We start from the raw sequence: 21,299 nt of genomic DNA, 5'->3' as shown, positions 1-21,299 counted from the left end.
GCTACCTCTTATTCACTTTCTTCTTCAAACCAGTGGGCGCGGGCGGCCATAATGACTTTTTCCGCCTCTTCAGTGCTCACACCGGTGATTTCGATTAATTCGTCTATGGATAATTCCGCCAAATCGTCGCGGGTATTGATGCCTGCTTCCGCCAAGTCGCGCAACATATCCTGGTCTACGCCTTCCAGCGATTTCAAATCGTCGGAGATTTGGTCGAGTTTTTCTTCCGAGGCAATGGCTAGGGTAAGGATGGCATCGCGCGCTCTGCTGCGCAGCACTTCTACGGTATCCTCTTCAAAGCCGATTTCCGATAACTCTTCCGCCGGCACATAGGCTACTTCCTCCAATGAAGTGAAGCCTTCCTGAACCAATACATTGGCGGTTTCTTCATCAACATTCAGGTGTTCGATAAATAGATTGCGGATAACCTCGTCTTCGGCGGCATGACGCTCTTCGGCTTCGGCAACGGTCATGATATTGAGTTGCCAACCGGTAAGATCGGCGGCCAGGCGCACGTTTTGGCCGCCGCGACCGATGGCCAGTGCCAATTGGTCTTCCGCTACGATAACGTCCACCGAATGTTTATCTTCGTCAATCAGAATGCGGGTGACTTCGGCGGGCGAAAGGGCGTTGATGACAAACTGCGCGGTTTCGGGCGACCACAGCACCACGTCGATGCGCTCGCCGCCCAATTCGTTGGTAACCGCGTTGACGCGCGAACCGCGCACGCCGATACAGGTACCTTGCGGGTCGATGCGTTGGTCGTTGGCTTTTACCGCGATTTTGGCGCGCTGGCCGGGATCGCGGGCGGCTTCTTTGATTTCCAGCAGGCCGTCGGCGATTTCGGGTACTTCCTGTTCGAACAGTTTCACCAAAAAGTCGCGCGAGGTGCGGCTCAGAATTACTTGCTTGCGGGTGCCTTGTTCGTCTACACGTAAGAACAGGGCGCGGATGCGGTCGCCGTTGCGGAAGTTTTCGCGGGCAATCAATTGGTCGCGCGGAATCAGCGCATCCAGTTTGCCGATTTCAACGATAATGCCGTGGCGCTCTACGCGTTTCACGGTGCCCAAAACGATGTCGTCTTTGCGTTGCAGAAATTCGTTGAGGATTTTTTCACGTTCGGCGTCGCGGATGCGTTGCAGGATAATCTGCTTGGCGGTTTGCGCCGCCTGACGGCCAAAAGCTTCGTTGGGCAGCGCTTCTTCGTAATATTCGCCGATTTGCAAAGTGGTGTCGGGGATTTCTTCTTGGATTTCCTCGATGGTTTTTTCTACATCGGGGTAGGTGTAGTCTTCGTCGGCAACAATCAGCCAGCGGCGGAAGGTGCGGTATTCGCCGCTTTCACGGTCGATTTCGACGCGCACATCCATGTGCTCGCGTTCGGATTTTTTCTTGGCGGCGGTGCCCAGCGCGAATTCGAGCGCGTCGAACACCACATCGGGATCTACGTTTTTTTCGCTGGCCAGTGCTTCGGCCAGTTGCAGCATCTCGCGACTCATGTCGGTTCTCCTGAAGATATTTAAATCAATAAATTAGAATTTGAATTCGGGTTTCAGACGGGCTTTATCGATATTGGATAGCTCGATATCGGCGGTTTTGCCGTCGAAAGAAAGGGTGACCACATCGTTTTCGCAACGCTCGATGCGGCCGACAAAATTTTTCTGCCCCTCAACCGGCAGGCGGGTTTTGATCTTTGCTTGCTCGCCGGTAAAGCGCACAAAATCGGCGGCTTTTTTCAGCGGGCGGTCGAGGCCGGGGCTGGAGATTTCCAGATTTTTGTAATCAATGTCTTCGACCATGAAAACGCGGCTCAAATGGTTGCTGACGGTGGCGCAATCTTCCACGGTGATGCCGCCGGGTTGGTCGATAAACACCCGCAGCGTACCTTGTGCGGTGAGTTCGAAATCGACCAATTCGTAGCCCAAGCCGGGCAGTGTTTTTTCGAGAATGTTTTGGATGTCCAAACGCTTAACTCCGGATAAAAAACAAAAAAATGGCCGCGGGGCCATTTCTCATGAATTTGAAAAATTACTGAATTATAACGCAGTTTTTATCAAAAGAAAAGAGTAGAGATATGCTGATGGCGGTGGTTTGGCGGCTTTTGCGGGGTCGGGGCGGGCGGTATTTTGAGGTCATGGGCCGCAGTGGAGGAGTGGGTGAGTAAAAAGCTTGGTTGTTTTGGTCGAATCTTCTGAATAATGATATTTTTTTGGATTAAATTTCTGTTTAAGGTTGGATTATTAGCTAAATGAATGGTTTTTCACTGCTGATGCCTGTCTGAAAAAATGGGGAGGCAACTTGCGTAAAGCAGGGCTGAAGTCTAGAATCTGGCGAATCCATATGATTTTAATGAACGGAATTTATCCAAGATGAGTACCACGCCGATTTATAATTTTTCCGCCGGCCCTGCGGTGTTGCCTGATTCTGTGCTGCGTACGGCGCAAAGCGAGATGTTTGACTACAACGGCACCGGTTTCTCGGTGATGACGATGAGCCACCGCTCGGATGTGTTTATGAGCATTCTTTATCACGCCGAGCAGGATTTGCGCCAGCTGATGGACATTCCTGATAATTATAAGGTGTTGTTTTTGCAAGGCGGTGCCAGTGCGCAATTCAATATGGTGGTGATGAATCTGGCCAATGGTTTTAAGAGCGTGGATTCGGTGGTTACCGGTAACTGGTCGGCCATCGCCCATGCGCAGATGGGTAAGTTATCGGATGCGGAAGTCCGTTTGGCGGCTGACGGCGGTCGCGATTACCAATATACCAATCTGCCGCCGGTGTCTGCTTGGGACATTGATAAAAATTCGGCTTTCGTGCATTTTGTTATTAATGAAACGGTGCACGGCCTGCAATACCGCGAGGTGCCGAAGCTGGCTGACGATATGCCGCCTTTGGTGTGCGATATGTCGTCTGAAATTTTGTCGCGTCGGGTGAATGTGGCCGATTACGGTGTGATCTATGCAGGTGCGCAGAAAAACATCGGCCCTTCGGGCGCGACCATTGTGATTATCCGCGAAGATTTGCTGGAGCGCTGCTCCGACCGTGTGCCGGATGTGTGGAATTACCGCTCGCACGTGAACCGCCAGGGTATGTACAACACGCCGGCAACTTATCCGATTTATATTTCCGGCTTGGTATTCCGCTGGTTGCAGTCGCAGGGAGGGGTGGGGCAGATGGAAACCATCAATACGCTCAAGGCGCGTACGCTGTATGACGCGATAGACGGCAGCGGCGGTTTCTATATCAACAACGTCCATCCGGGTGCGCGTTCCAAGATGAATGTGATTTTCACCACCGGCAAGAAGGAGTTGGATCAGTTGTTTGTGCAGGAATCCACTACCCGCGGTTTGCGCCTGTTGGGCGGTTATAAATCGGTGGGCGGCATGAGGGCCAGTATTTACAATGCGATGCCTTTGCAGGGAGTGGAGGCGCTGATTGGGTTTATGAAAGAATTCCAGCGCCGCTACGGTTGATGAAATGGCAGAATGCCTGTCTGAAAATACTTTGCCGCACGGCTGCGGCTGGGTTTTCAGACAGGGATTTTGTTGTTTGGGAGCTTGGTAAAACGAAATATAAAAAAGCCTGAGACTTTTGCAAAAAGCCGTTTTAATCCTGAGTTGATTAATATAGGGGATTAATTTAACTTTTGCGAAGGCTCTGCTGCGCCAAAGCTCAAAGAGAACGGTTGTGTCAGCCGCTAAAGCGGCAACAGAATCGGTTCCGTACGTTTGTACTGCCTGCGGCTTGTTGCCTGGTATCGAAGTAATCAAATCTGCTATATTTAAAAATGCCTGTCTGAAAGCTTTCAGACAGGCATTTTGCATGACTCATAAAGACCAATCTTTTATTTCACCAGTTTCAAACCTTTTTTTGGTTTGTCGCCGCCACTGTCCGGCGAATCGGTGTGTTCTTCGCCGTTTTCTTTTTCCACCATATGCAGCGGTGATTTACCGCTTTTTTCGTGTTCGGGCATCCAAGGTTCGGCGTCGAAGCCCATGCCTTCGCCGCTTTCGCGGGAGAAAATGCTGACGATGTGGCCGACCGGAATCCAGATTTCGTGTGCCACGCCGCCGAAGCGGGCGGAAAAGTGCACCCATTCGTTGTCTATGGTCAGGCCGTGCGAGGCGGTGGGGCCGATGTTCAAGACGATTTCGTTGTCGCGCACATATTGCATGGGTACGCGGGTGTGTTCGTTTACCCAGGCGACGATGTGCGGGGTTTGCTGGTTGTCCAGGCACCATTCGTAGATGGCGCGCACGAGGTAGGGTTTGGTGCTGGTCATGAGGGTCTCCGGAATAAATACAAACAACCGCCGCAGCGGTTGTCTGATAGATTGATTAACGGCGCATGGCTTTTTCGGCCGGGGTGAGCGCTTCGATAAAGGCTTCGCGCTGGAAGATGCGCTCGGCGTATTTCAACAGCGGTGCGGCGGATTTGCCCAAGCGGATGTCGTAGTGGTCGAGGCGCCATAATAAGGGAGCGAGCGCCACGTCGATCATAGAGAACTCTTCGCCCAAGATGTATTTGGTTTTGGCGAAGGAAGGGGCGAGCACGGTTAGGCCGTTGGCAATCGCTTCACGCGCTTTGGCCTGATCTTTCGGGCTGCTTTCCGGGTCTTCCAATACTTGTACATGGCTAAACAGCTCTTTTTCCAAGCGGAACAACACCAAACGGCCGCGACCGCGCATCACGGGATCACCCGGCATCAGCTGCGGGTGGGGGAAGCGCTCGTCGATGTATTCGTTGATGATGTTGGATTCGTGCAAAATCAGGTCGCGTTCAACCAATACCGGAACTTGGTTGTAAGGATTCATGATGGCGAGGTCTTCGGGCTTGTTGAAGATGTCGACGTCTTTAATCTCGAAATCCATGCCTTTTTCGAATAAGACGAAACGGCAACGGTGGCTGAACGGGCAGGTAATGCCGGAATACAGAATCATCATGATGATGCGGGCTCCATAATGTGGGGTAAGCCGGTTCCCGCCCGGTTAAGGGTATGCGCTCAGACGGAGCAGGGCAGATAAATTAAGGGGCGGGAAAGCGGGGATGGGAAGCGGCTGCAGCTTGGGTTTTTAGCAGTGCCGCCAGTCGAAATGATGGCGTAATTATAACGTTTCTCAGGATAAAAGCCAAGAAAATGAGTTTAACTTATTGATTAATATTTGTTTTATTGACTTCGAGTGAACATTACAAGCTGTGCCACCAGAATAAGGCGGTTTTGCACCAAACGAATACGTTGGCGAGCCAAATCAGTAAATGCAAGATGGGAAAGCGCAGCATGCTGACACCCCAGCGGTCGGCCATGCTGCGGGCTTGTTCGCCGAGGAATTGCTGTTTGGCGTTGCGGGAGGAGGTTATCAGGTTGAACCAGATGCTGCCCCACATAATGGAGGCGAGAAACCAAGCGGCCAATATAACCGCGAGCAAAATGATTAGGGGAAAAGACATGGTGGCCTGCTTTTATTGGAAGTGGTAGACGTTTGGCCGGATTATCCCATAAACGGGGAATAGGGTGTATAGCGGAAATACGGGCGGTTTGTCTGCATGGTTTGCGGCTATCTATACCGCGCCGTGTTTCCGGTGATGCCTGTCTGAAATTTCCGCAGGCTCTCGACGATACGTTCTAAACTTTGTGCGCCTGCAAGTGGCGCAGGCATTCTCCGATAAGGTCGGGGCCGCGGTAGATCAGGCCGCTGTACACTTGTACGGCATCGGCACCTAGCTCGATTTTGCGCACGGCATCGGCACCTTGCAGGATGCCGCCGACGCCGATAAGCGGGATTTTGCCGTGTAATTCGGCGGAGAGGCTTTGTAATACGCGGTTGCTGGCTTCGCGCACCGGCATGCCGCTGAGGCCGCCTGCTTCGCTGGATAGCGGGTGTTTGCCGAGCGATGATTTGTCTATGGTGGTGTTGGTGGCGATAAGCGCATCCATTTCTACTTGCTGCACCACATGGGCGATGTCGGCGATTTGTGCTTCGTCCAGGTCGGGGGCGATTTTGACAGCCAAGGGTACGTATTTGCCGTGTTGCGCGCGCAAGTGGGATTGTTTGTTTTTGAGGGCTTCCAACAGTGCGCTCAATTCGTCGCCGCCTTGCAGCGAGCGCAGGTTTTGGGTATTGGGCGAGGAGATGTTAACGGTGATGTAGTCGGCATAAGCATAGGCTTTTTCCAAACAGATCAGGTAATCGTCGGCGGCATTCTCAATGGGGGTGGTAGCGTTTTTGCCGATGTTGATGCCCAAAATGCCTTGCCGGCGGCTGTTTTCGATGTTACGGATCATGGCGTCGATGCCGTGGTTGTTGAACCCCATGCGGTTGATGATTGCTTGGTGTTCGGGCAGGCGGAACAGGCGTGGTTTGGGGTTGCCTTCTTGCGGTTTGGGGGTGACGGTACCGATTTCGATAAAACCGAAGCCCAGTGCGAACAGGGCGTCGATGCATTCGCCGTTTTTATCGAGGCCGGCGGCGAGGCCCAGCGGATTGGGCAGGTTCAGCCCCATTAGCCGGGTGGGTAGGCTGATGGCCGGAGCAGTGGGCATCAGTTTGTAGCGTTGTGCCTTATGCAGCGCTTGCAGGGTGAGGTTGTGTGCCTGTTCGGCGTCGAGGCGGAACAACAACGGGCGGATCAAGGAATACATATCATAGGCCTGTCTGAAAATACGGATGGGAATGGCTATTGTGAATTTACTGTGCTGCGGTGTTGCTGTCTTGTGTCGAAGTCATTAAGTTCACGATATGCCTGTCTGAAAACGGTTTACCAGCCTTTTTCTTCAATGATTTGGCGCACGCTTTCTTCGACTTGGCTGCTGAGGCGGCGGCTGAGTAATCTGGAGAAGTTATCGTCTTGCGGAGTGTAATCCACAATTTCGGGGGCTTGGATCACCTCGCGGGCGACGCTGTAGATATTGCCGAAGTCGTCGACCAAGCCGACTTTTTGGGCTTCGAGGCCGGTATAGATACGGCCGCTGAACACGTCGGGATATTGTTTGTCGAGCAATCGGTTGCCGCGGCCGGTTTTCACCGCGCGGATGAATTCGTTGTGGATGTCTTTGAGCATGGCCTGCCACATGGCTTGTTGTTCGGGTGTTTCCGGGCTGAAGGGGTCGCCCATGCCTTTGTTGTCGCCGGCGGTGCGCAGGCGGCGTTTGATGCCGAGTTTGTCCATCAGACCGGTAAAGTCGAAGCCGCCGCCGATGACGCCGATACTGCCGACCAAGCTGGAGGGGTCGGCGTAGATTTTATCGGCGGCCGCAGCGATGTAATAACAGCCGGAGGCGCACATGTCTTCAGTAACGACGTACACCGGTATTTTCGGATGCTGGGCTTTCAGGCGGCGGATTTCGGCAAAGGCGGTGTTGGCAGTTACCGGCGAACCGCCGGGGCTGTTGGCGCGGATGATGATGCCTTTTACTCGTTTGTTGTCGTAAGCATCTTCCATGCCTTTGCGTAACATGGCGACTTGATCTTGGTAGCCGCCGCCGATTTCGCCGTTCAATTCGATCATGGCGGTGTGATCGGCGGATACGGATTTGCCGTCGCTACCGCTGCTGCCGCAACTGCGCAGGCTGACCAATACCGATAACACCATCAACACCGACACGCCGCGCCAAACGTTGCGCCACAAGCGGGCGCGCCGCTGCTCTTGCTGCGAGGCAAACAAAAGCTCGCGCAGGGTTTGGCGCTCCCAGCTGTTTTCCGCAGAGCTTGCGGAAGGGATGTGTTGCGGATCGGAAGGGGCGGAGTCGTTATCGCGGCGGATATGATAATTCATGATGACAAGGCTTTAAGTAAGAATGGCGGTATTGTAGGTGATGGATGCCTGTCTGAAAACCGTTTTGGCTGACGGATTCATGATTATTTGTTTTCAGACAGGCATTGTTCAGACAGGCATTTACACGCGGTCCAGTAATGCGGGCAACTCGGCTAAGGAGCCAAGCAGGGCCAGATGCGGCGAGGCAGCCAGCATGTCGGGGGTGTGCGCACCGGTGGAAACGGCTACCGCGCGGCAGCCTGCATGGGCGGCCATGTCCAAGTCGTAAGTGGTGTCGCCGACCACCAGCGCGTCGGCAGGTGCAACACCCAACTCGTCGCACAGTTCCAGCACCATATCGGGCGCGGGCTTGGGCGGACACTCGCTGGCGCAGCGGGTGGCGAGCCAGTAGCCGGCGGTGCCGGTTTGCGCGATGGCGCCGTCAAGGCCGCTGCGGCCTTTGCCGGTGGCTACGGCCAGCCAATAGCCGCGTTGTTTTAAAGTATCCAAACAGGGAAGTGCCTCGGCGAACAGCATCATGTTTTGATTGTTTGGGTTCAGCGTACTCAAGGCATAGGCTTGTGCCACCGCCGCTTGTTGCGCGGCATCGGCTTGCGGCAGCAGGCGGGCGATAATGCCGGAGAGGCTGTTGCCGATTAAGGGGCGTACCGCTTCATCGGCAGGAGCCGGCCAGCCGCATTCGCGGAACACGGCTTGCATGGTACGGATAATCGGCGCGGTGGTGTCGGCCAGCGTGCCGTCCCAATCGAAAATAATCAGTTTGGGTGACATGGTTTGTTCTTTCGCAAAATCTAGGGTCTGTCGACAATTAACCGGCGAAGCGGTTTTTTGAGGCAAAAACCGCGTATGCAAGGCAAAAAGCACAGCAAGGTTGAACACCTTGCGAGCATTTTTAACGCCGCAGACGGGGATTTTTGACCAAAAACACCGCCGTTGCGTTAATTGTCGACAGACCCTAGGGTCTGTTTTAGGCAAACGGCGGTACCGGCCAGCCGCTGTCGAGCAGCAGCTGGCGGGTTTCGAATACCGGTAAGCCCATCACGCCGGTGAAACTGCCCTGCAGGTGTTCGACAAATATGCCGCCCACCCCTTGAATACCGTAAGCACCGGCTTTGTCGAGCGGTTCGCCGCTGGCAATATAGGCGTCGATTTCGGCATCGCTTAAGGCTTTGAAACGCACGTCGCTGGTTTGTATGAAGCTGTGTGATGCACCGTTGTGGCAAAGGCAGACGGCGGTGAGCACCTGATGGCGGCGGCCGGATAAGGCTTGCAGCATCTGGCGGGCTTCGGCGGTGTTTGCCGGTTTCCCCAGAATATGGTTGTCGAGCGCTACGGTGGTGTCGGCGGTAAGCACCGGAGCATCGGGTGCGGCGTGTTGCCGTTGATGCCACAAAGCCAGTGCGGCGGCGTTTTTTTCGCAGGCCATCCGCAATACATAATCGGTGGCGGCTTCGTTTTCCTGCGGCGTCTCGTCGATATCGGCCGGCAAACGCGCCACGCGGTAGCCTAGACTTTCCAGTATTTCACGGCGGCGCGGGCTGCCGGAAGCCAGATAGAGCAGCGGTTGGTGCATTATTTCCCCTGATCTTCAACCGCTTTGCGCGAGAAATAATCCAGCCCGGCCGTCGGCAACATGCGTTTCAGATACCAGAACAATACGGTGGGGAAAGTTACCCGGTAGCGTGCTTTTGGCCGTTTGGCAGTGAGTGCGCGTATGCAGACTGCCGCGCAGCCTTGCGAGCTTACGGTAAACGGAGCGACCGCGCCGACGGCTTTTAAGCGCTTAAGCTGGCGGCGGTAGGCTTCGGCGTGGAAGCTGCCGTCGATATCGATATGTTCTTCGAATTTTATCAGGGCATTTTCGCGGAAGCGGGTGGCCACCGGGCCGGGTTCGACCAGACTGACGTAAATATTGCTGCCGTGCAGTTCCTGGCGCAAGGTGTCGCACATGCCTTCCAACGCGTATTTTGAGCTGTTGTAGGCACCGCGCCAAGGCATGGCGGCAAAGCCCAAAATACTGCTGTTCACCAGAATGCGGCCGTGGCCTTGGCGGCGGAACACCTTCATCGCCAGCGTGATGCATTGCCAGCCGCCGAAGACGTTGGTTTCAAACTGTTCGCGCAAAGCGGTGCGCGAAATGTCTTCCACCGTGCCGACCTGGCCGTAACCGGCGTTGGAAAACAGCGCATCGAGCGTGCCGCCGGTTGCGGCCAATACGGTTTCAAAAGCGGCGTTGACGCTGTCGCTGTCGGCTACGTTAAGCTCAAGCGCATCGTTCAATCCTTCGGCCTGCAAGCGGGCGACGTCTTCTGCTTTGCGGCAGCCGGCAAACACACGCCAGCCCATTTGGTGGAGAAATTTGGCCGTGTCGTAGCCGATGCCGCTGGAGCAGCCGGTAATCAAAATACTGGGCATAATGCTTTCCTGAATAATGGGTTAATGTTGGGTTAAATGGAATGAGTCGGATGGGTCGGTTTTTTTCAGACAGGCCTGTCTGAAAAAAACGATTTTAAAAAACAAAAGCTTAACTGCCTGTTGGCGTTTCGGATAAACGGGCAAGCAGGTGCTGCAATTCATCCGGTAATTCCGCATGCAGTTTCAGCGGCTCGCCGGTTAGCGGGTGCGCCAGTTGCAACTCGGCGGCATGCAGAAACATCCTTTTTAGCCCCAGTTTCTGCAAGCGTTTGTTGGCCTGATAATCGCCGTAGCGCTCGTCGCCGGCAATCGGGCAGTTTTGCGATTGCAGATGTACACGGATTTGGTGGGTACGGCCGGTTTTTAAAGTAGCTTCGATAAATGTCAGTTCAGACAGGCCTGCACGATGCAATACTTCGTTGTTAAAACGGGAACGTACGCGGAAAATAGTGTGCGCCGACTGGCCTTCTTCGCTCACCCGTACCATCTTCTCGCCTTGGGCACCGGTGTATTTGAATAACGGCAGTTTGACGTGCAGCGTATCCTGCGCCAGCTTGCCGACGCCTAATGCCAGATAGATTTTTTTCGGGTGGTCGTTGCGGATGGCCTCGTGCAGTTTGACCAGCGCGCTGCGTTTTTTGGCAATCATCAGCAGACCGCTGGTGTCTTTGTCGAGACGGTGTACCAGTTCCAGATAACGCGCTTGGGGCCGCGCACGGCGGATTTGCTCGATTACGCCGAAGCTCACGCCGCTGCCGCCGTGTACCGCCACCCCTGCCGGCTTATTGATGACCAGCATTGCGTCGTCTTCATACACCACTTCAAATTCGCGCGCGGGTACCGGCGAAGCGGCAGAAGCCGGCGTTTTTTCAGCGGTGCGCACCGGCGGAATCCGCAACACATCGCCCGCCGCAATGCGGTCGGAAGGTTTGCAGCGCTTTTTGTTCAGCCGCACCTCGCCCGAACGGATAATCCGCAGTACATGGCTTTTGGGCACACCTTTGAGTATTTTGAATAAATAATTATCCAAGCGCTGGCCGCCGTCTTCCTCGCCGACGGCCAAATGATTGACTAAGTCTTTGCTAATTGCCAACATTTTCTCTATAATCCCGTGACCTGTTTCTTTAATATGAACATGATGCGCAAAGGCGCAACAGAAGCAGGCAGGTTGTAAATAGCAGATTTTATAATTAAAAAAGCACGCTACAAAGCAATTTCTTCGGAACACGCGAAAAGCCAGCGTTGCCGGAGCAGTAATTAAGTTTGAACGTATGCCGCCGAGATAGCAGCCCGCCAGCGCAGTAAGACGCTGAATCAAGCGCAGCTCAGGGTGCGATTAGCGCGGCAAACAATGAGAAGATGACGGCTCAGATTCTAAACCTGTTGCCGCTTTTTTGAATGAAAAAGCGCGCAGGTATCGCCGGCGTAAGGCAAGCGGCGAATTGTTCTTTATATTTCCTTCCTCATTATTATCCTCCCGTTTGCCGTTGAGTGATACGGCATTGCCTGTTTTCAGACAGGCATATCTCCAAAAATGGCAGGGAGAGACTTCAAAAACTGATTACGTCGCTGGGTAGAGTGCCTTTTCCGGCTTGGCTGCCGCCGCAACGATTGCGTGCAGGCCGGCGAAGCCCAATTAAGGTGATTTATCATGAAACGTATGTTATTCAATGCTACGCAAGCCGAAGAGCTGCGCGTGGCGATTGTTGATGGCCAAACCCTTTTGGATCTGGACATCGAAACGCTGGGTAAAGAACAGCGTAAAGGCAATATCTATAAGGGTGTGATTACCCGCATCGAACCGTCGTTGGAGGCCTGCTTTGTTGATTACGGCACCGACCGCCACGGCTTTCTTCCGTTCAAAGAAGTTTCCCGTTCCTATTTCCAAGATTACGAAGGCGGCCGCGCGCGCATCCAAGATGTTCTCAAAGAGGGCATGCAGGTTATCGTGCAGGTGGAAAAAGACGAGCGCGGCAATAAAGGCGCGGCGCTGACCACCTTCATCAGCCTGGCCGGTCGTTATTTGGTATTGATGCCCAATAATCCGCGCGGCGGCGGCGTTTCTCGCCGAATCGAAGGCGAAGAGCGCCAAGAACTCAAGGCGGTGATGTCGGAATTGGAAGTACCGCGTGGGATGAGCCTGATTGCCCGTACCGCCGGTATCGGCCGCAGCGTCGAAGAATTGCAGTGGGACTTCGATTATCTGCAACAATTGTGGCAGGCGATTGAAGAGGCGGCGCGTGCGCACAACGAGCCTTATCTTTTGTTTATGGAAAGCTCGCTGATTATCCGCGCCATCCGCGATTATTTCCGCCCCGATATCGGTGAAATCCTGATTGATAACGCTGATGTATACGAGCAGGTTTCGGAGTTCATGAGCTACGTGATGCCGAATAATGTCGGCCGCTTGAAGCTCTACAACGACCACACGCCGCTGTTTTCGCGTTTCCAAATCGAGCACCAGATTGAAAGTGCGTTTTCGCGCAGCGTGAGCCTGCCTTCCGGCGGCGCGATTGTCATCGACCATACCGAGGCCTTGGTGTCGGTGGACGTGAACTCAGCACGTGCCACCCGTGGTGCCGATATTGAAGACACTGCTTTCAAAACCAATTTGGAAGCGGCGGAAGAAGTGGCACGCCAGATGCGTTTGCGTGATTTGGGCGGTTTGGTGGTTATCGATTTCATCGATATGGAAAATAGCAAGCACCAGCGCGATGTCGAAAACACCTTGCGTGATGCGCTGAAAAAAGACCGTGCCCGTGTGCAAATGGGCAAACTCTCGCGTTTCGGTCTGCTGGAGTTGAGCCGTCAGCGCTTGAAGCCGGCGTTAGGCGAAAGCAGCCATGTTGCCTGCCCGCGCTGTGCCGGTACCGGCGTGATCCGCGGCATCGAATCGACCGCCTTGCACGTGTTGCGCATCATTCAGGAAGAGGCGATGAAAGACAACACCGGCGAAGTGCACGCACAGGTGCCGGTGGATGTGGCTACTTTCCTGTTGAATGAAAAGCGCGCCGAATTGTTCGGCATGGAAGAGCGTTTGGACGTGTCGGTGGTGTTGATTCCGAACATCCATCTGGAAAATCCGCATTACGAAATCACCCGCGTGCGTACCGATGATGTGGATGATAACGCCGAGCCGAGCTACAAACAGGTAGCCGAGCCGGAAAAAGAAGACAGTGTGCCGTTTTCCGGTAGCAAAGCCACGAAGGCCGCACGCCAAGAACCTGCGGTCAAAGGTGTGAAACACACCCAGCCGGCGCCGGTGTATGAAGAAGCCAAGCCGGCCGAATTGACTTGGTGGGACAAATTCAAGGCTTGGTTTAAAGGTATTTTTGGTTCTGGCACGCAGCAGGTGGCGGAAACCGAAAAAGAAACCGCACCGAGTAAAAATAAAGCCGGCCATGCCGGCCGCCGCCAGTCGCAAAACCGCCGGTCCGGTAGTCGTCGCAATCCATCCCGTCGCACTAATAACCATAATAATGAAGACAATGTGAACGAAGAGAATGATGCTCCGGTGGTTGAGGAAGCGGTTGAAAACCGGAATAAACGCAATAATGGCCGCCGCCAGAATAATCGTCAGCAGAACCAGCCGGGCAGTGAAGAGCGTCTGGAAGTGCAAAGCAAGCAACAAAACGATGTGCGCGAAGACATGGCGGATCAGCAGCAAGAGAGTGGAAAGCGCCAAAGTAAGCAGCGTCGCCGCCAACAGGAGTCAGATCGCCGTCAGAATATTGCGGTTCAGGCAGACGGTGGTACGGCGGTAAGCGAAGAAGTTGCTTTAGCGGCTGCGGCAATGGCACCAGTGGCTCCCATAGCACTTGAAGGCAGTGATAACGGAAAAAAACAGAAAGCCAAAGTACAGGAGCCGGATGTTCCGGTTGAAGCGGTATCTGCCGATATGCCTGCAGTTGAAGAGGAAGTGTCGGCAGCCGGTGCTGAAGCGCGTGGCCGCCGCAATCAGCGTAATGAAAAAGGCAATCGAAGCCAACGCGACCGCCGTAATAACCGTAATGATAAAAAGCGTAATATCCCATCGGCCGAGAAAATCGAACACTATCTGATGATTGATGAAATCGGTGACCGGGTACGTTTGGCAGTGGCTCATGTGATGGGTGAGGCTTTGCCGGAGCCGGTGGCGGTGCAAATCATCGAGCCGGCGGTACCAGCGGTTGAAGTTCAGAACCAACCGGTGTTGTTTGCGCTGGAAGATGATGAGCGTGAAAATACGGTAGTAGAAGAAACTGCGCCGGATGAGGCTGCACCGGTTGGTGTGGAAACAGCCGATGCTGAGGCTGATGCGGCTCAGGCAGTTGCAGAGAGTGAAGGTTTGCCGGATTTGGGCGGTTTGGTGATGGTGCAAACCAGCCAGAGCGCGTTGCAAGCTGTTATGGCTTACGAACAGCCTGAAATCGCTAAAGGTCCGCGTCGTTCCGATGTGAAAGTGGTTCAAGAAGAGACTTTGCCAACGGGGCCGCTGGAACAGGTGGAAACCAGAAATTTACATGCTAAATAAATAATTATTTGGTGATATGTATGTCATTTGAATGATATGTTGTTTAAAATGCCTGTCTGAAAAGTTTCAGACAGGCATTTTTTCTAACTATGGAAACAATAGGGCAAATATAAAAATTGAATATGAAATATAAATATATTTATAAATATATGTTTTTTAAGTAAAATATAAAAAATATAGAAGATTTTATATGGTTTGTGAAAGATAGCTAAATGCAAGGTGTATCATTTCATGCAACATTTAAATAGGAATAATTGTAAATATGAAACTAAATTCCATTAAATAGGGTCAGACAGAAGTCTGTAAGGCAATAAGACAGGTATAATCCGTTTGTCTGAAATTAAGGCCGATTATCTTAATTTCATAAAAAGGGGAATATCTGGCTTATTGGTTTAGAAGCATCTTGAGATGTCTCTTGTTAGCATGAGTCGATATGAATAATCGATATTTTTTATCGATATTATTATGATGGAAGTAATTACATGAAAACCTTAAAACATAATCAACAAGAACGTCTTACTCAACATAATAAACATAATGATTTATCCGAAGTTGCAGAAAATCTGCCAACAGGATTCTACGAAGAACAGTATATTGCCGATACAGGTCTTGTCGATGACCCATCGGCAGAGCTGTGGATGGCTATTGATGAAGCCCCGCTGGATTTGCTTGGCGGTGAATTTCAAGACCAATTCTTGTCTATGCCTGATAGTGATGTAGTGGAGGGTTATGATCAAGTTAATACCTATGCTTTGAATGCGGATGCAATGCTTGCAACTGATGCTGCAGAACAGGCGCTATTGGCGGACGAGGTTGCGGTTCAGAGCATTGATGCTGCGGATTCGACACCATGGAAAGCCATTGGCGCAGCTTTAGCCGGTACCGGTGTTGTCGGAGCTGCCGCAGCAGGCGGCGGGGGCGGTTCTGATTCGTCTTCGGATGCAATTTCGGAGGCTGCGACAGACGATAGCGCAGCCGCTTCTTTACAAGCGCAAACGGCAACGGAAACCGCCACGACGACTACGGTAGCTGATAACGCCGAACAGCAAACGACAAGCGCCAGTAATACCGACGCTGCAGAAGAGGCTGTGCAAGTTGCAGAGAATGTGCAAAACCTGAAAACGGAAGAAGTTGCTTTGCAGGCGGTAGCAGCCGCAGAGAAGTCTGATCTTGCGGAGGTTGAACCGGTTGAAAAGGTGCACGTAGTTACAGAAGAGGCTCCGAAAACAGTAGAAAACAATGGTACTGAAGCTGCTGCAGTATCTGCTGACGATGCTGTAGAGCAGGCGCAAGCCGCTACGGCTACTCAAAATGAAACCAATACGGCAGGCGCTCTCGCAACGGCAGCGACCAATTCGGATACGGCAACTACTGTAGCGGATAACGATTCTGTTGTCGCTAATGAAGCGGCCGCCGCAACTGAGCAGGCAACTCCTGCAACTGACAGTAGCCTTGACGATGTCAGCACGGATACGGCTTCTGAGCCTGTAACTGCTGCTACGGAAACCGATGATGGAGCCACTGCTGATCAAGCTGCTGCAAGCAGTAGTAATGCTGACGGGCAGACGACAGTAAAGCAAGCCGATAATTTAAATTCATCTGCTACAGATACCGTTGCTGCCGATAATGCAGTTGAAGAATCTGTGTCGGATCCTACGGATACGAGTGCAGCTACAGTTAGCGATACCCCTGCAACCGTTACTGAATCTAACGCGGATGTTTCCGCATTAACCAATACCGGTACCACAACTTCTTTGAATACCCAAGCACAGTTTATTGCCAGCAATATCCCGAGCGGCAGCAGCTATGTTGTGGTTTCTTCTATGACTGAGGCGGCATCCGCAGTTTCATCCAATAGTGCTTTGAAATATGTTGTGATTTCCGACGGCGATCATTTTGCGTTGTTCCAAAAAGGAAACAGCAGTGGCCATGTTACGACAACTTGGGGCGGATCGACTTGGGGTGCCACGTTTAAAGACTATGTACCCTTGTCTGCGTTTATGGGTACTTCAAGCAAAGACATCACCACATCGCTGCAAAAAGCTTTGGACGTAGCTGCTAAGCTCGGATTGGGCGTGGAAATGCCGAATGACGGCCAGTATACTTTGGCCGGCAGTATTAAGATTCACGGAGAAGTACCCTTCCTGCATGGTAACGGCTCGACTGTTTCAGTAAACTCAACCGGTTCATTGCCTTATGCATTCCGTTTGGGTGGTATGGTTGATACTTATAAACTGGAATTCAGCGATTTGAACATCGATATGAATGGTTTGAGCAACAAATTTGCCATTTGGGGCAAAGATGTTTCAGGCGCCAATCTGCATCATCTGAATATTATTGATGCTTCTTATACCGCAATTTCCTTGAAGCCTACCGCAGTAGGATTGAAAAATATTACCATTGCCGACAGTATCATTGATTTGAACTGGAGCTCCACTTCAGGCAGCCATTATTATGGTATCGGGATTACTAATCCCATGGAATCAAGCAGTTATACCGGGCAATATGCATTGTGGCAACAGTATCTGGAAACCGGTACCGTTCCCAAAAGCCTCTATGATATTTCCGGTATTAAAATTAGCGGCAACCAGATTAACGGTGGTTATTACGGCATCTATTTCTCAGGTGTATCCAATAGCGAAATTTCCGATAACCTGTTAACCAATAATGTGCGAAATATCGCTTTGCAAAATAACTCGAACGGCAATACCGTTTCCGGCAATTATCTGACTGATCAGACCTCATCAGCAGTGCATATTGCATATAATTCAAATAGTAATACCATTAAGAATAATACGGTTGCGACGTATACCTCGAATATGCAGGCTTTGATTCAGGCTTATCAGGACAGTGATAACAACGCATTTATCGGCAACAATTTGGAGGTGTTAGGCTCAGTGAAGCCCGGTTGGGCGCTTTATTCGGGTACGGATTCCAGCGGTACCAAAATTGCCAATAACATCGCCAGTGGTACTTACCGTAAAACGGTTATCGGTGCGGAAGCCATTTGGGACAATACTTCTGTAAACGCGAATGGTTTGCAGGAGGCTGCCCTGATGAGTACGGCTGTTCCGGGCAGCTCGGCCGGCAAAAGCGGCGTGATTACCTACAATGGCGGTATGGGCAGTATCGATAATATCTCCGTTACCGGTAATATTGTTGATCCCAACTTTAAATTGGCGTCCGTCATCTATGCCGGTGCTGATGTATCGACCGGCTATGACGGTAATCAGAAAATCGTCGGTAACGTGAATGGTTTGAATGTGGCCAATAACGTGGTGTTCGGTACCAATGGCAGCGACTTCAAAGACGTACTGCGGCTACATGAAAACGGTGCCAACATTACCGGTGTCACCAATAAAAACAACAGTGTGTTAAACGGATCGAATGCCGATAATTTCTCAGGCACGGCAGCTAAAACAACGTTCTATGTCGATTCGGTAAATGATAAGTTGACTGACGCTTCAAGCACAGATAACGATATGGTTTACAGCTCTGTTTCTTATACGTTGCCCGAACGTGTTGAAAACCTGACGTTGATTGGCCCGAATGCGCTTAATGGTACCGGTAATAGCGGCAACAACGTGATAACCGGCAATGGGTATGCTAATGTGCTAAAAGGTGGTGCTGGAGACGATACTTTGATTGGTGCATTGGGGCATGACACGCTGACAGGCGGTGCCGGTAAAGATGTTTTCCTGTTCAATAGCGTATTGCGCAGCGACAGCGTCGACACCATTACAGACTTTAGCATCGGTACAGACAAAATTGGCTTATCATCCGTAATTTTCGGTGATTTGGAAGGTAATAACTGGTTTGCTTCGTCTTCTACGACTGTTAATAAAGACACCAAGGTATACCAAAGCGGTGCCAGTCTGTATTACGATGCCGACGGTTCGGGCGCTTACTTCAGCGCGGTAGAATTTGCCAAACTGAACACTTCCGATAAGCTGTCGATCACGTCATTCGAAATTTTGTAATCAGCAGATGATTTTGAAATTAAACGGCCGGAGCAGAAATGTTCCGGCCGTTTTGTATGGCGGATTCAATTAACTCGATACAAGGCAGCAAGCCGCAGACAGTACACGCGTGCGGAACGGATTCTGTTGCCGCTTTAGCGTCTTACAAAATCGTTCTCTTTGAGCTAAGGTGCAGTAACGCTTTTTGACTACAGACCTTTGGGGAGTTTAAGGGATGGTACGGATTTTTGAGCATTAACGGTGTACTTTATCATAAGTGCCTGTCTGAAAAGGTTTCAGACAGGCACTGTTTTTAGTTAAGGTAAAATATAGTGAATTAAATTACTTCGATACAAGGCAGCAAGCCGCAGACAGTACACGCGTACGGAACGGATTCTGTTGCCGCTTTAGCAGCTTGCAAAATCGTTCTCTTTGAGCTAAGACGCGGCAACGCCGTAGCGAAAGTTAAGTTAATCCGTTATAGCCCCGTCAGCTGTAAATCTTCGCGCCCTGCTGCAAGAATTCCACTGCCTTTTCCTGCATACCCTGTTGCGCGGCGGCATAGTCGCGCACTTCTTGGGTGATTTTCATCGAACAGAATTTGGGTCCGCACATCGAGCAGAAATGCGCGGTTTTGGCGCCTTCGGCTGGCAGGGTGGCATCGTGGAAACTTTCGGCGCGTTCGGGATCGAGGCTTAGGCGGAATTGGTCGCGCCAGCGGAATTCGAAGCGCGCCTTCGATAAGGCGTTGTCCCTCAGTTGTGCCCCCGGCCAGCCTTTGGCCAAGTCGGCGGCATGGGCGGCGAGTTTGTAGGTGATGATGCCGGTGCGCACGTCTTCCTTATCGGGCAGGCCCAAATGTTCTTTGGGGGTAACGTAGCAGAGCATGGCGGTGCCGTACCAGCCGATGTTGGCCGCACCGATGCCGGACGTAATGTGGTCATAGCCCGGTGCGATGTCGGTAACCAAAGGGCCGAGCGTGTAGAACGGCGCTTCGAAACAGTGTTTCAGCTCCTCTTCCATATTGGCGCGCACGCGTTGCAGCGGCACATGACCGGGGCCTTCGATCATCACCTGCACGTCGTGTTGCCAGGCTTTGGCGGTGAGTTCGCCCAAGGTGTGCAATTCGCTAAACTGCGCCGCATCGTTGGCATCGGCCACGCAGCCGGGGCGCAAGCCGTCGCCCAAGCTGAACGACACATCATAAGCCTTCATGATTTCGCAGATTTCGTCGAAATGGGTGTAGAGGAAGTTTTCCCGATGGTGCGCCAAACACCATTTGGCCATAATTGAGCCGCCGCGCGAGACGATGCCGGTGATCCTCTCGGCGGTGAGCGGTACATAACGCAGCAGCACGCCAGCATGGATGGTGAAATAATCCACACCCTGTTCGGCCTGTTCGATCAAGGTGTCGCGGAACAAATCCCAAGTCAAATCTTCGGCAATGCCGCCGGTTTTTTCCAAGGCCTGATAAATCGGCACGGTGCCGATGGGCACGGGCGCGTTGCGGATAATCCATTCGCGCGTTTCGTGAATGTGCGCGCCGGTGGACAAATCCATAATGGTGTCGGCGCCCCAACGCAGCGTCCACACCATTTTTTCCACCTCTTCGGTGAGGCTGGAAGTCACCGCCGAATTGCCCAGATTGCCGTTGATTTTCACGCGGAAATTGCGGCCGATAATCATCGGTTCCAGCTCGGGGTGGTTGATGTTGGCGGGTATAATGGCACGGCCGGCGGCCACTTCGCGGCGCACGAATTCGGGGGTGATTTGGTCGGGATGGGTGGGGATATTGGCACCGAACGCTTCGCCGGCGTGTTGTTTGAGCAATTTTTCGTAACGCTCGTCGCGGCAGAGTTCGTCTAGTTTCAGGCGTTCGCGTATCGCTACAAACTCCATTTCCGGCGTGATGATGCCTTGACGGGCATAGTGCATCTGGGTCACGTTGCGGCCGGCTTTGGCGCGGCGCGGACGGGTGATTTGGTTGAAACGCAAATGGGCGGTTTTCGGATCGTGCGCACGCTCCTTGCCGTATTCGCTGGATAAGCCGCTTAACATTTCGCTGTCGCCGCGTTCGTCTATCCATGTGCTGCGGATATGCGGCAGGCCTTGCTTCAAATCGATTTCGGCATTCAGATCGCCGTAGGCACCGCTGGTGTCATAAACGGGAATCGGCGGGTTGGCCTCGCGGCCGTGTTCGGTAAGGGTGTCATCCTGAGCAATTTCGCGCAGAGGGATGCGCATATCGGCTCTGCTGCCTTGCAGATAAATTCTTTGTGAATTGGGATAGGCAAAGCGGATGCCCAGATCTTGTGAAAGTTGCGCTAATTGCGCGGCTTCGCGACCGGTGGTTTTGACAGACATAAAAATGCTCCTGTTTCTCGTTTGTTATGGATGGAAACAGGAGTCATTGGCAGATTTGTGTGTAGGCTCAATAAAGGGAAAACCTGCCGGTTCTCGAAACTTCCCACGGCGGTGCTAACCGCATCGGGTGCAAAGGGACTCTCTCAGCTGCCTTTTGAGTGGGCAGCACCCCTGTTTCTCTGATGGTATTAGAACATAATTAAAAGTGTGTGGGCAATTTTTATAGTGAATTAAAATAAGAATTCCAAACTTTACTCCCCCCTTACCAGCAG

General features: G+C 52.3%; 15 protein-coding genes and 1 riboswitch. Of the genes, 3 read left to right on the top strand and 12 right to left on the bottom strand.

Annotated features, from left to right (window positions below; translation table 11 throughout):
- Window positions 1-8: 8 nt before the first annotated feature.
- Window positions 9-1,499: a transcription termination factor NusA gene (gene nusA / locus Q4C79_RS01555; protein ID WP_303089281.1), complete on the bottom strand. Its 1,491-nt coding sequence runs from the start codon at window positions 1,497-1,499 to the stop codon at window positions 9-11.
- Between the two features lie 33 nt (window positions 1,500-1,532).
- Window positions 1,533-1,964, bottom strand: a complete 432-nt coding sequence (gene rimP / locus Q4C79_RS01550; RefSeq protein WP_303089280.1) for a ribosome maturation factor RimP — start codon at window positions 1,962-1,964, stop codon at window positions 1,533-1,535.
- 405 nt (window positions 1,965-2,369) lie between these two features.
- Here rimP and serC point away from each other — a divergent pair, with 405 nt between their 5' ends.
- Window positions 2,370-3,476 carry a phosphoserine transaminase gene (gene serC, locus Q4C79_RS01545; protein WP_303089279.1) on the top strand — a complete coding sequence of 369 codons (1,107 nt, stop codon included), beginning with the start codon at window positions 2,370-2,372 and terminating at the stop codon, window positions 3,474-3,476.
- A gap of 371 nt (window positions 3,477-3,847) precedes the next feature.
- Here serC and Q4C79_RS01540 read toward each other — a convergent pair whose 3' ends face one another.
- From Q4C79_RS01540 to Q4C79_RS01500, 9 genes are all read right to left on the bottom strand, one after another.
- Window positions 3,848-4,285: a ClpXP protease specificity-enhancing factor gene (locus tag Q4C79_RS01540; protein ID WP_303089278.1), complete on the bottom strand. Its 438-nt coding sequence runs from the start codon at window positions 4,283-4,285 to the stop codon at window positions 3,848-3,850.
- 55 nt (window positions 4,286-4,340) lie between these two features.
- Window positions 4,341-4,946: a glutathione S-transferase N-terminal domain-containing protein gene (locus Q4C79_RS01535; protein WP_303089277.1), complete on the bottom strand. Its 606-nt coding sequence runs from the start codon at window positions 4,944-4,946 to the stop codon at window positions 4,341-4,343.
- Between the two features lie 244 nt (window positions 4,947-5,190).
- A complete protein-coding gene (locus Q4C79_RS01530) occupies window positions 5,191-5,451 on the bottom strand; it encodes a hypothetical protein (RefSeq protein WP_303089276.1) in 261 nt (86 codons plus the stop codon).
- Between the two features lie 175 nt (window positions 5,452-5,626).
- Window positions 5,627-6,643, bottom strand: a complete 1,017-nt coding sequence (locus Q4C79_RS01525; RefSeq protein ID WP_303089275.1) for a quinone-dependent dihydroorotate dehydrogenase — start codon at window positions 6,641-6,643, stop codon at window positions 5,627-5,629.
- 116 nt (window positions 6,644-6,759) lie between these two features.
- Window positions 6,760-7,776, bottom strand: a complete 1,017-nt coding sequence (locus Q4C79_RS01520; RefSeq protein WP_303089274.1) for a S49 family peptidase — start codon at window positions 7,774-7,776, stop codon at window positions 6,760-6,762.
- 120 nt (window positions 7,777-7,896) lie between these two features.
- Window positions 7,897-8,547 (bottom strand): HAD-IA family hydrolase, encoded by a 651-nt coding sequence (locus Q4C79_RS01515; protein ID WP_303089273.1) that lies wholly within the window; start codon window positions 8,545-8,547, stop codon window positions 7,897-7,899.
- Window positions 8,548-8,743: 196 nt separating this feature from the next.
- Window positions 8,744-9,349: a nucleoside triphosphate pyrophosphatase gene (locus tag Q4C79_RS01510; protein WP_303089272.1), complete on the bottom strand. Its 606-nt coding sequence runs from the start codon at window positions 9,347-9,349 to the stop codon at window positions 8,744-8,746.
- Window positions 9,349-10,191, bottom strand: coding sequence for an SDR family NAD(P)-dependent oxidoreductase (locus Q4C79_RS01505; protein WP_303089271.1), 843 nt, complete (start codon window positions 10,189-10,191; stop codon window positions 9,349-9,351). Before Q4C79_RS01505 ends, Q4C79_RS01510 begins: the two co-directional genes overlap by 1 nt.
- Before the next feature lie 109 nt (window positions 10,192-10,300).
- Window positions 10,301-11,287: an RluA family pseudouridine synthase gene (locus Q4C79_RS01500; RefSeq protein WP_303089270.1), complete on the bottom strand. Its 987-nt coding sequence runs from the start codon at window positions 11,285-11,287 to the stop codon at window positions 10,301-10,303.
- A gap of 555 nt (window positions 11,288-11,842) precedes the next feature.
- Here Q4C79_RS01500 and Q4C79_RS01495 point away from each other — a divergent pair.
- Together Q4C79_RS01495 and Q4C79_RS01490 are read left to right on the top strand one after the other, a co-directional pair.
- Complete coding sequence (locus tag Q4C79_RS01495) at window positions 11,843-14,704, top strand: Rne/Rng family ribonuclease (protein ID WP_303089269.1); 2,862 nt, start codon at window positions 11,843-11,845, stop codon at window positions 14,702-14,704.
- A gap of 482 nt (window positions 14,705-15,186) precedes the next feature.
- Window positions 15,187-18,684, top strand: a complete 3,498-nt coding sequence (locus tag Q4C79_RS01490) for a right-handed parallel beta-helix repeat-containing protein (protein ID WP_303089268.1) — start codon at window positions 15,187-15,189, stop codon at window positions 18,682-18,684.
- A 468-nt stretch (window positions 18,685-19,152) separates the two neighbouring features.
- Here Q4C79_RS01490 and thiC read toward each other — a convergent pair whose 3' ends face one another.
- Window positions 19,153-21,027, bottom strand: coding sequence for a phosphomethylpyrimidine synthase ThiC (gene thiC, locus Q4C79_RS01485; RefSeq protein ID WP_303089267.1), 1,875 nt, complete (start codon window positions 21,025-21,027; stop codon window positions 19,153-19,155).
- A gap of 83 nt (window positions 21,028-21,110) precedes the next feature.
- Window positions 21,111-21,210, bottom strand: a riboswitch (TPP riboswitch).
- Window positions 21,211-21,299: the final 89 nt, after the last annotated feature.

The sequence above is a fragment of the Neisseria sp. genome (assembly GCF_030523955.1).
Taxonomy (GTDB): Bacteria; Pseudomonadota; Gammaproteobacteria; order Burkholderiales; family Neisseriaceae; genus Neisseria.
The sequence above is the reverse complement of the archived record's forward strand: the minus strand, read 5'-3'. Positions and strand labels throughout refer to the sequence as shown.

Bases quoted from the DNA above. Each gene is read 5' to 3' on its own strand.
- nusA (WP_303089281.1), bottom strand. From the start codon at position 1,499: ATGAGTCGCGAGATGCTGCAACTGGCCGAAGCACTGGCCAGCGAAAAA.
- serC (WP_303089279.1), top strand. From the start codon at position 2,370: ATGAGTACCACGCCGATTTATAATTTTTCCGCCGGCCCTGCGGTGTTG.
- Q4C79_RS01540 (WP_303089278.1), bottom strand. From the start codon at position 4,285: ATGACCAGCACCAAACCCTACCTCGTGCGCGCCATCTACGAATGGTGC.
- Q4C79_RS01535 (WP_303089277.1), bottom strand. From the start codon at position 4,946: ATGATGATTCTGTATTCCGGCATTACCTGCCCGTTCAGCCACCGTTGC.
- Q4C79_RS01530 (WP_303089276.1), bottom strand. From the start codon at position 5,451: ATGTCTTTTCCCCTAATCATTTTGCTCGCGGTTATATTGGCCGCTTGG.
- Q4C79_RS01525 (WP_303089275.1), bottom strand. From the start codon at position 6,643: ATGTATTCCTTGATCCGCCCGTTGTTGTTCCGCCTCGACGCCGAACAG.
- Q4C79_RS01520 (WP_303089274.1), bottom strand. From the start codon at position 7,776: ATGAATTATCATATCCGCCGCGATAACGACTCCGCCCCTTCCGATCCG.
- Q4C79_RS01515 (WP_303089273.1), bottom strand. From the start codon at position 8,547: ATGTCACCCAAACTGATTATTTTCGATTGGGACGGCACGCTGGCCGAC.
- Q4C79_RS01510 (WP_303089272.1), bottom strand. From the start codon at position 9,349: ATGCACCAACCGCTGCTCTATCTGGCTTCCGGCAGCCCGCGCCGCCGT.
- Q4C79_RS01505 (WP_303089271.1), bottom strand. From the start codon at position 10,191: ATGCCCAGTATTTTGATTACCGGCTGCTCCAGCGGCATCGGCTACGAC.
- Q4C79_RS01500 (WP_303089270.1), bottom strand. From the start codon at position 11,287: ATGTTGGCAATTAGCAAAGACTTAGTCAATCATTTGGCCGTCGGCGAG.
- Q4C79_RS01495 (WP_303089269.1), top strand. From the start codon at position 11,843: ATGAAACGTATGTTATTCAATGCTACGCAAGCCGAAGAGCTGCGCGTG.
- Q4C79_RS01490 (WP_303089268.1), top strand. From the start codon at position 15,187: ATGAAAACCTTAAAACATAATCAACAAGAACGTCTTACTCAACATAAT.
- thiC (WP_303089267.1), bottom strand. From the start codon at position 21,027: ATGTCTGTCAAAACCACCGGTCGCGAAGCCGCGCAATTAGCGCAACTT.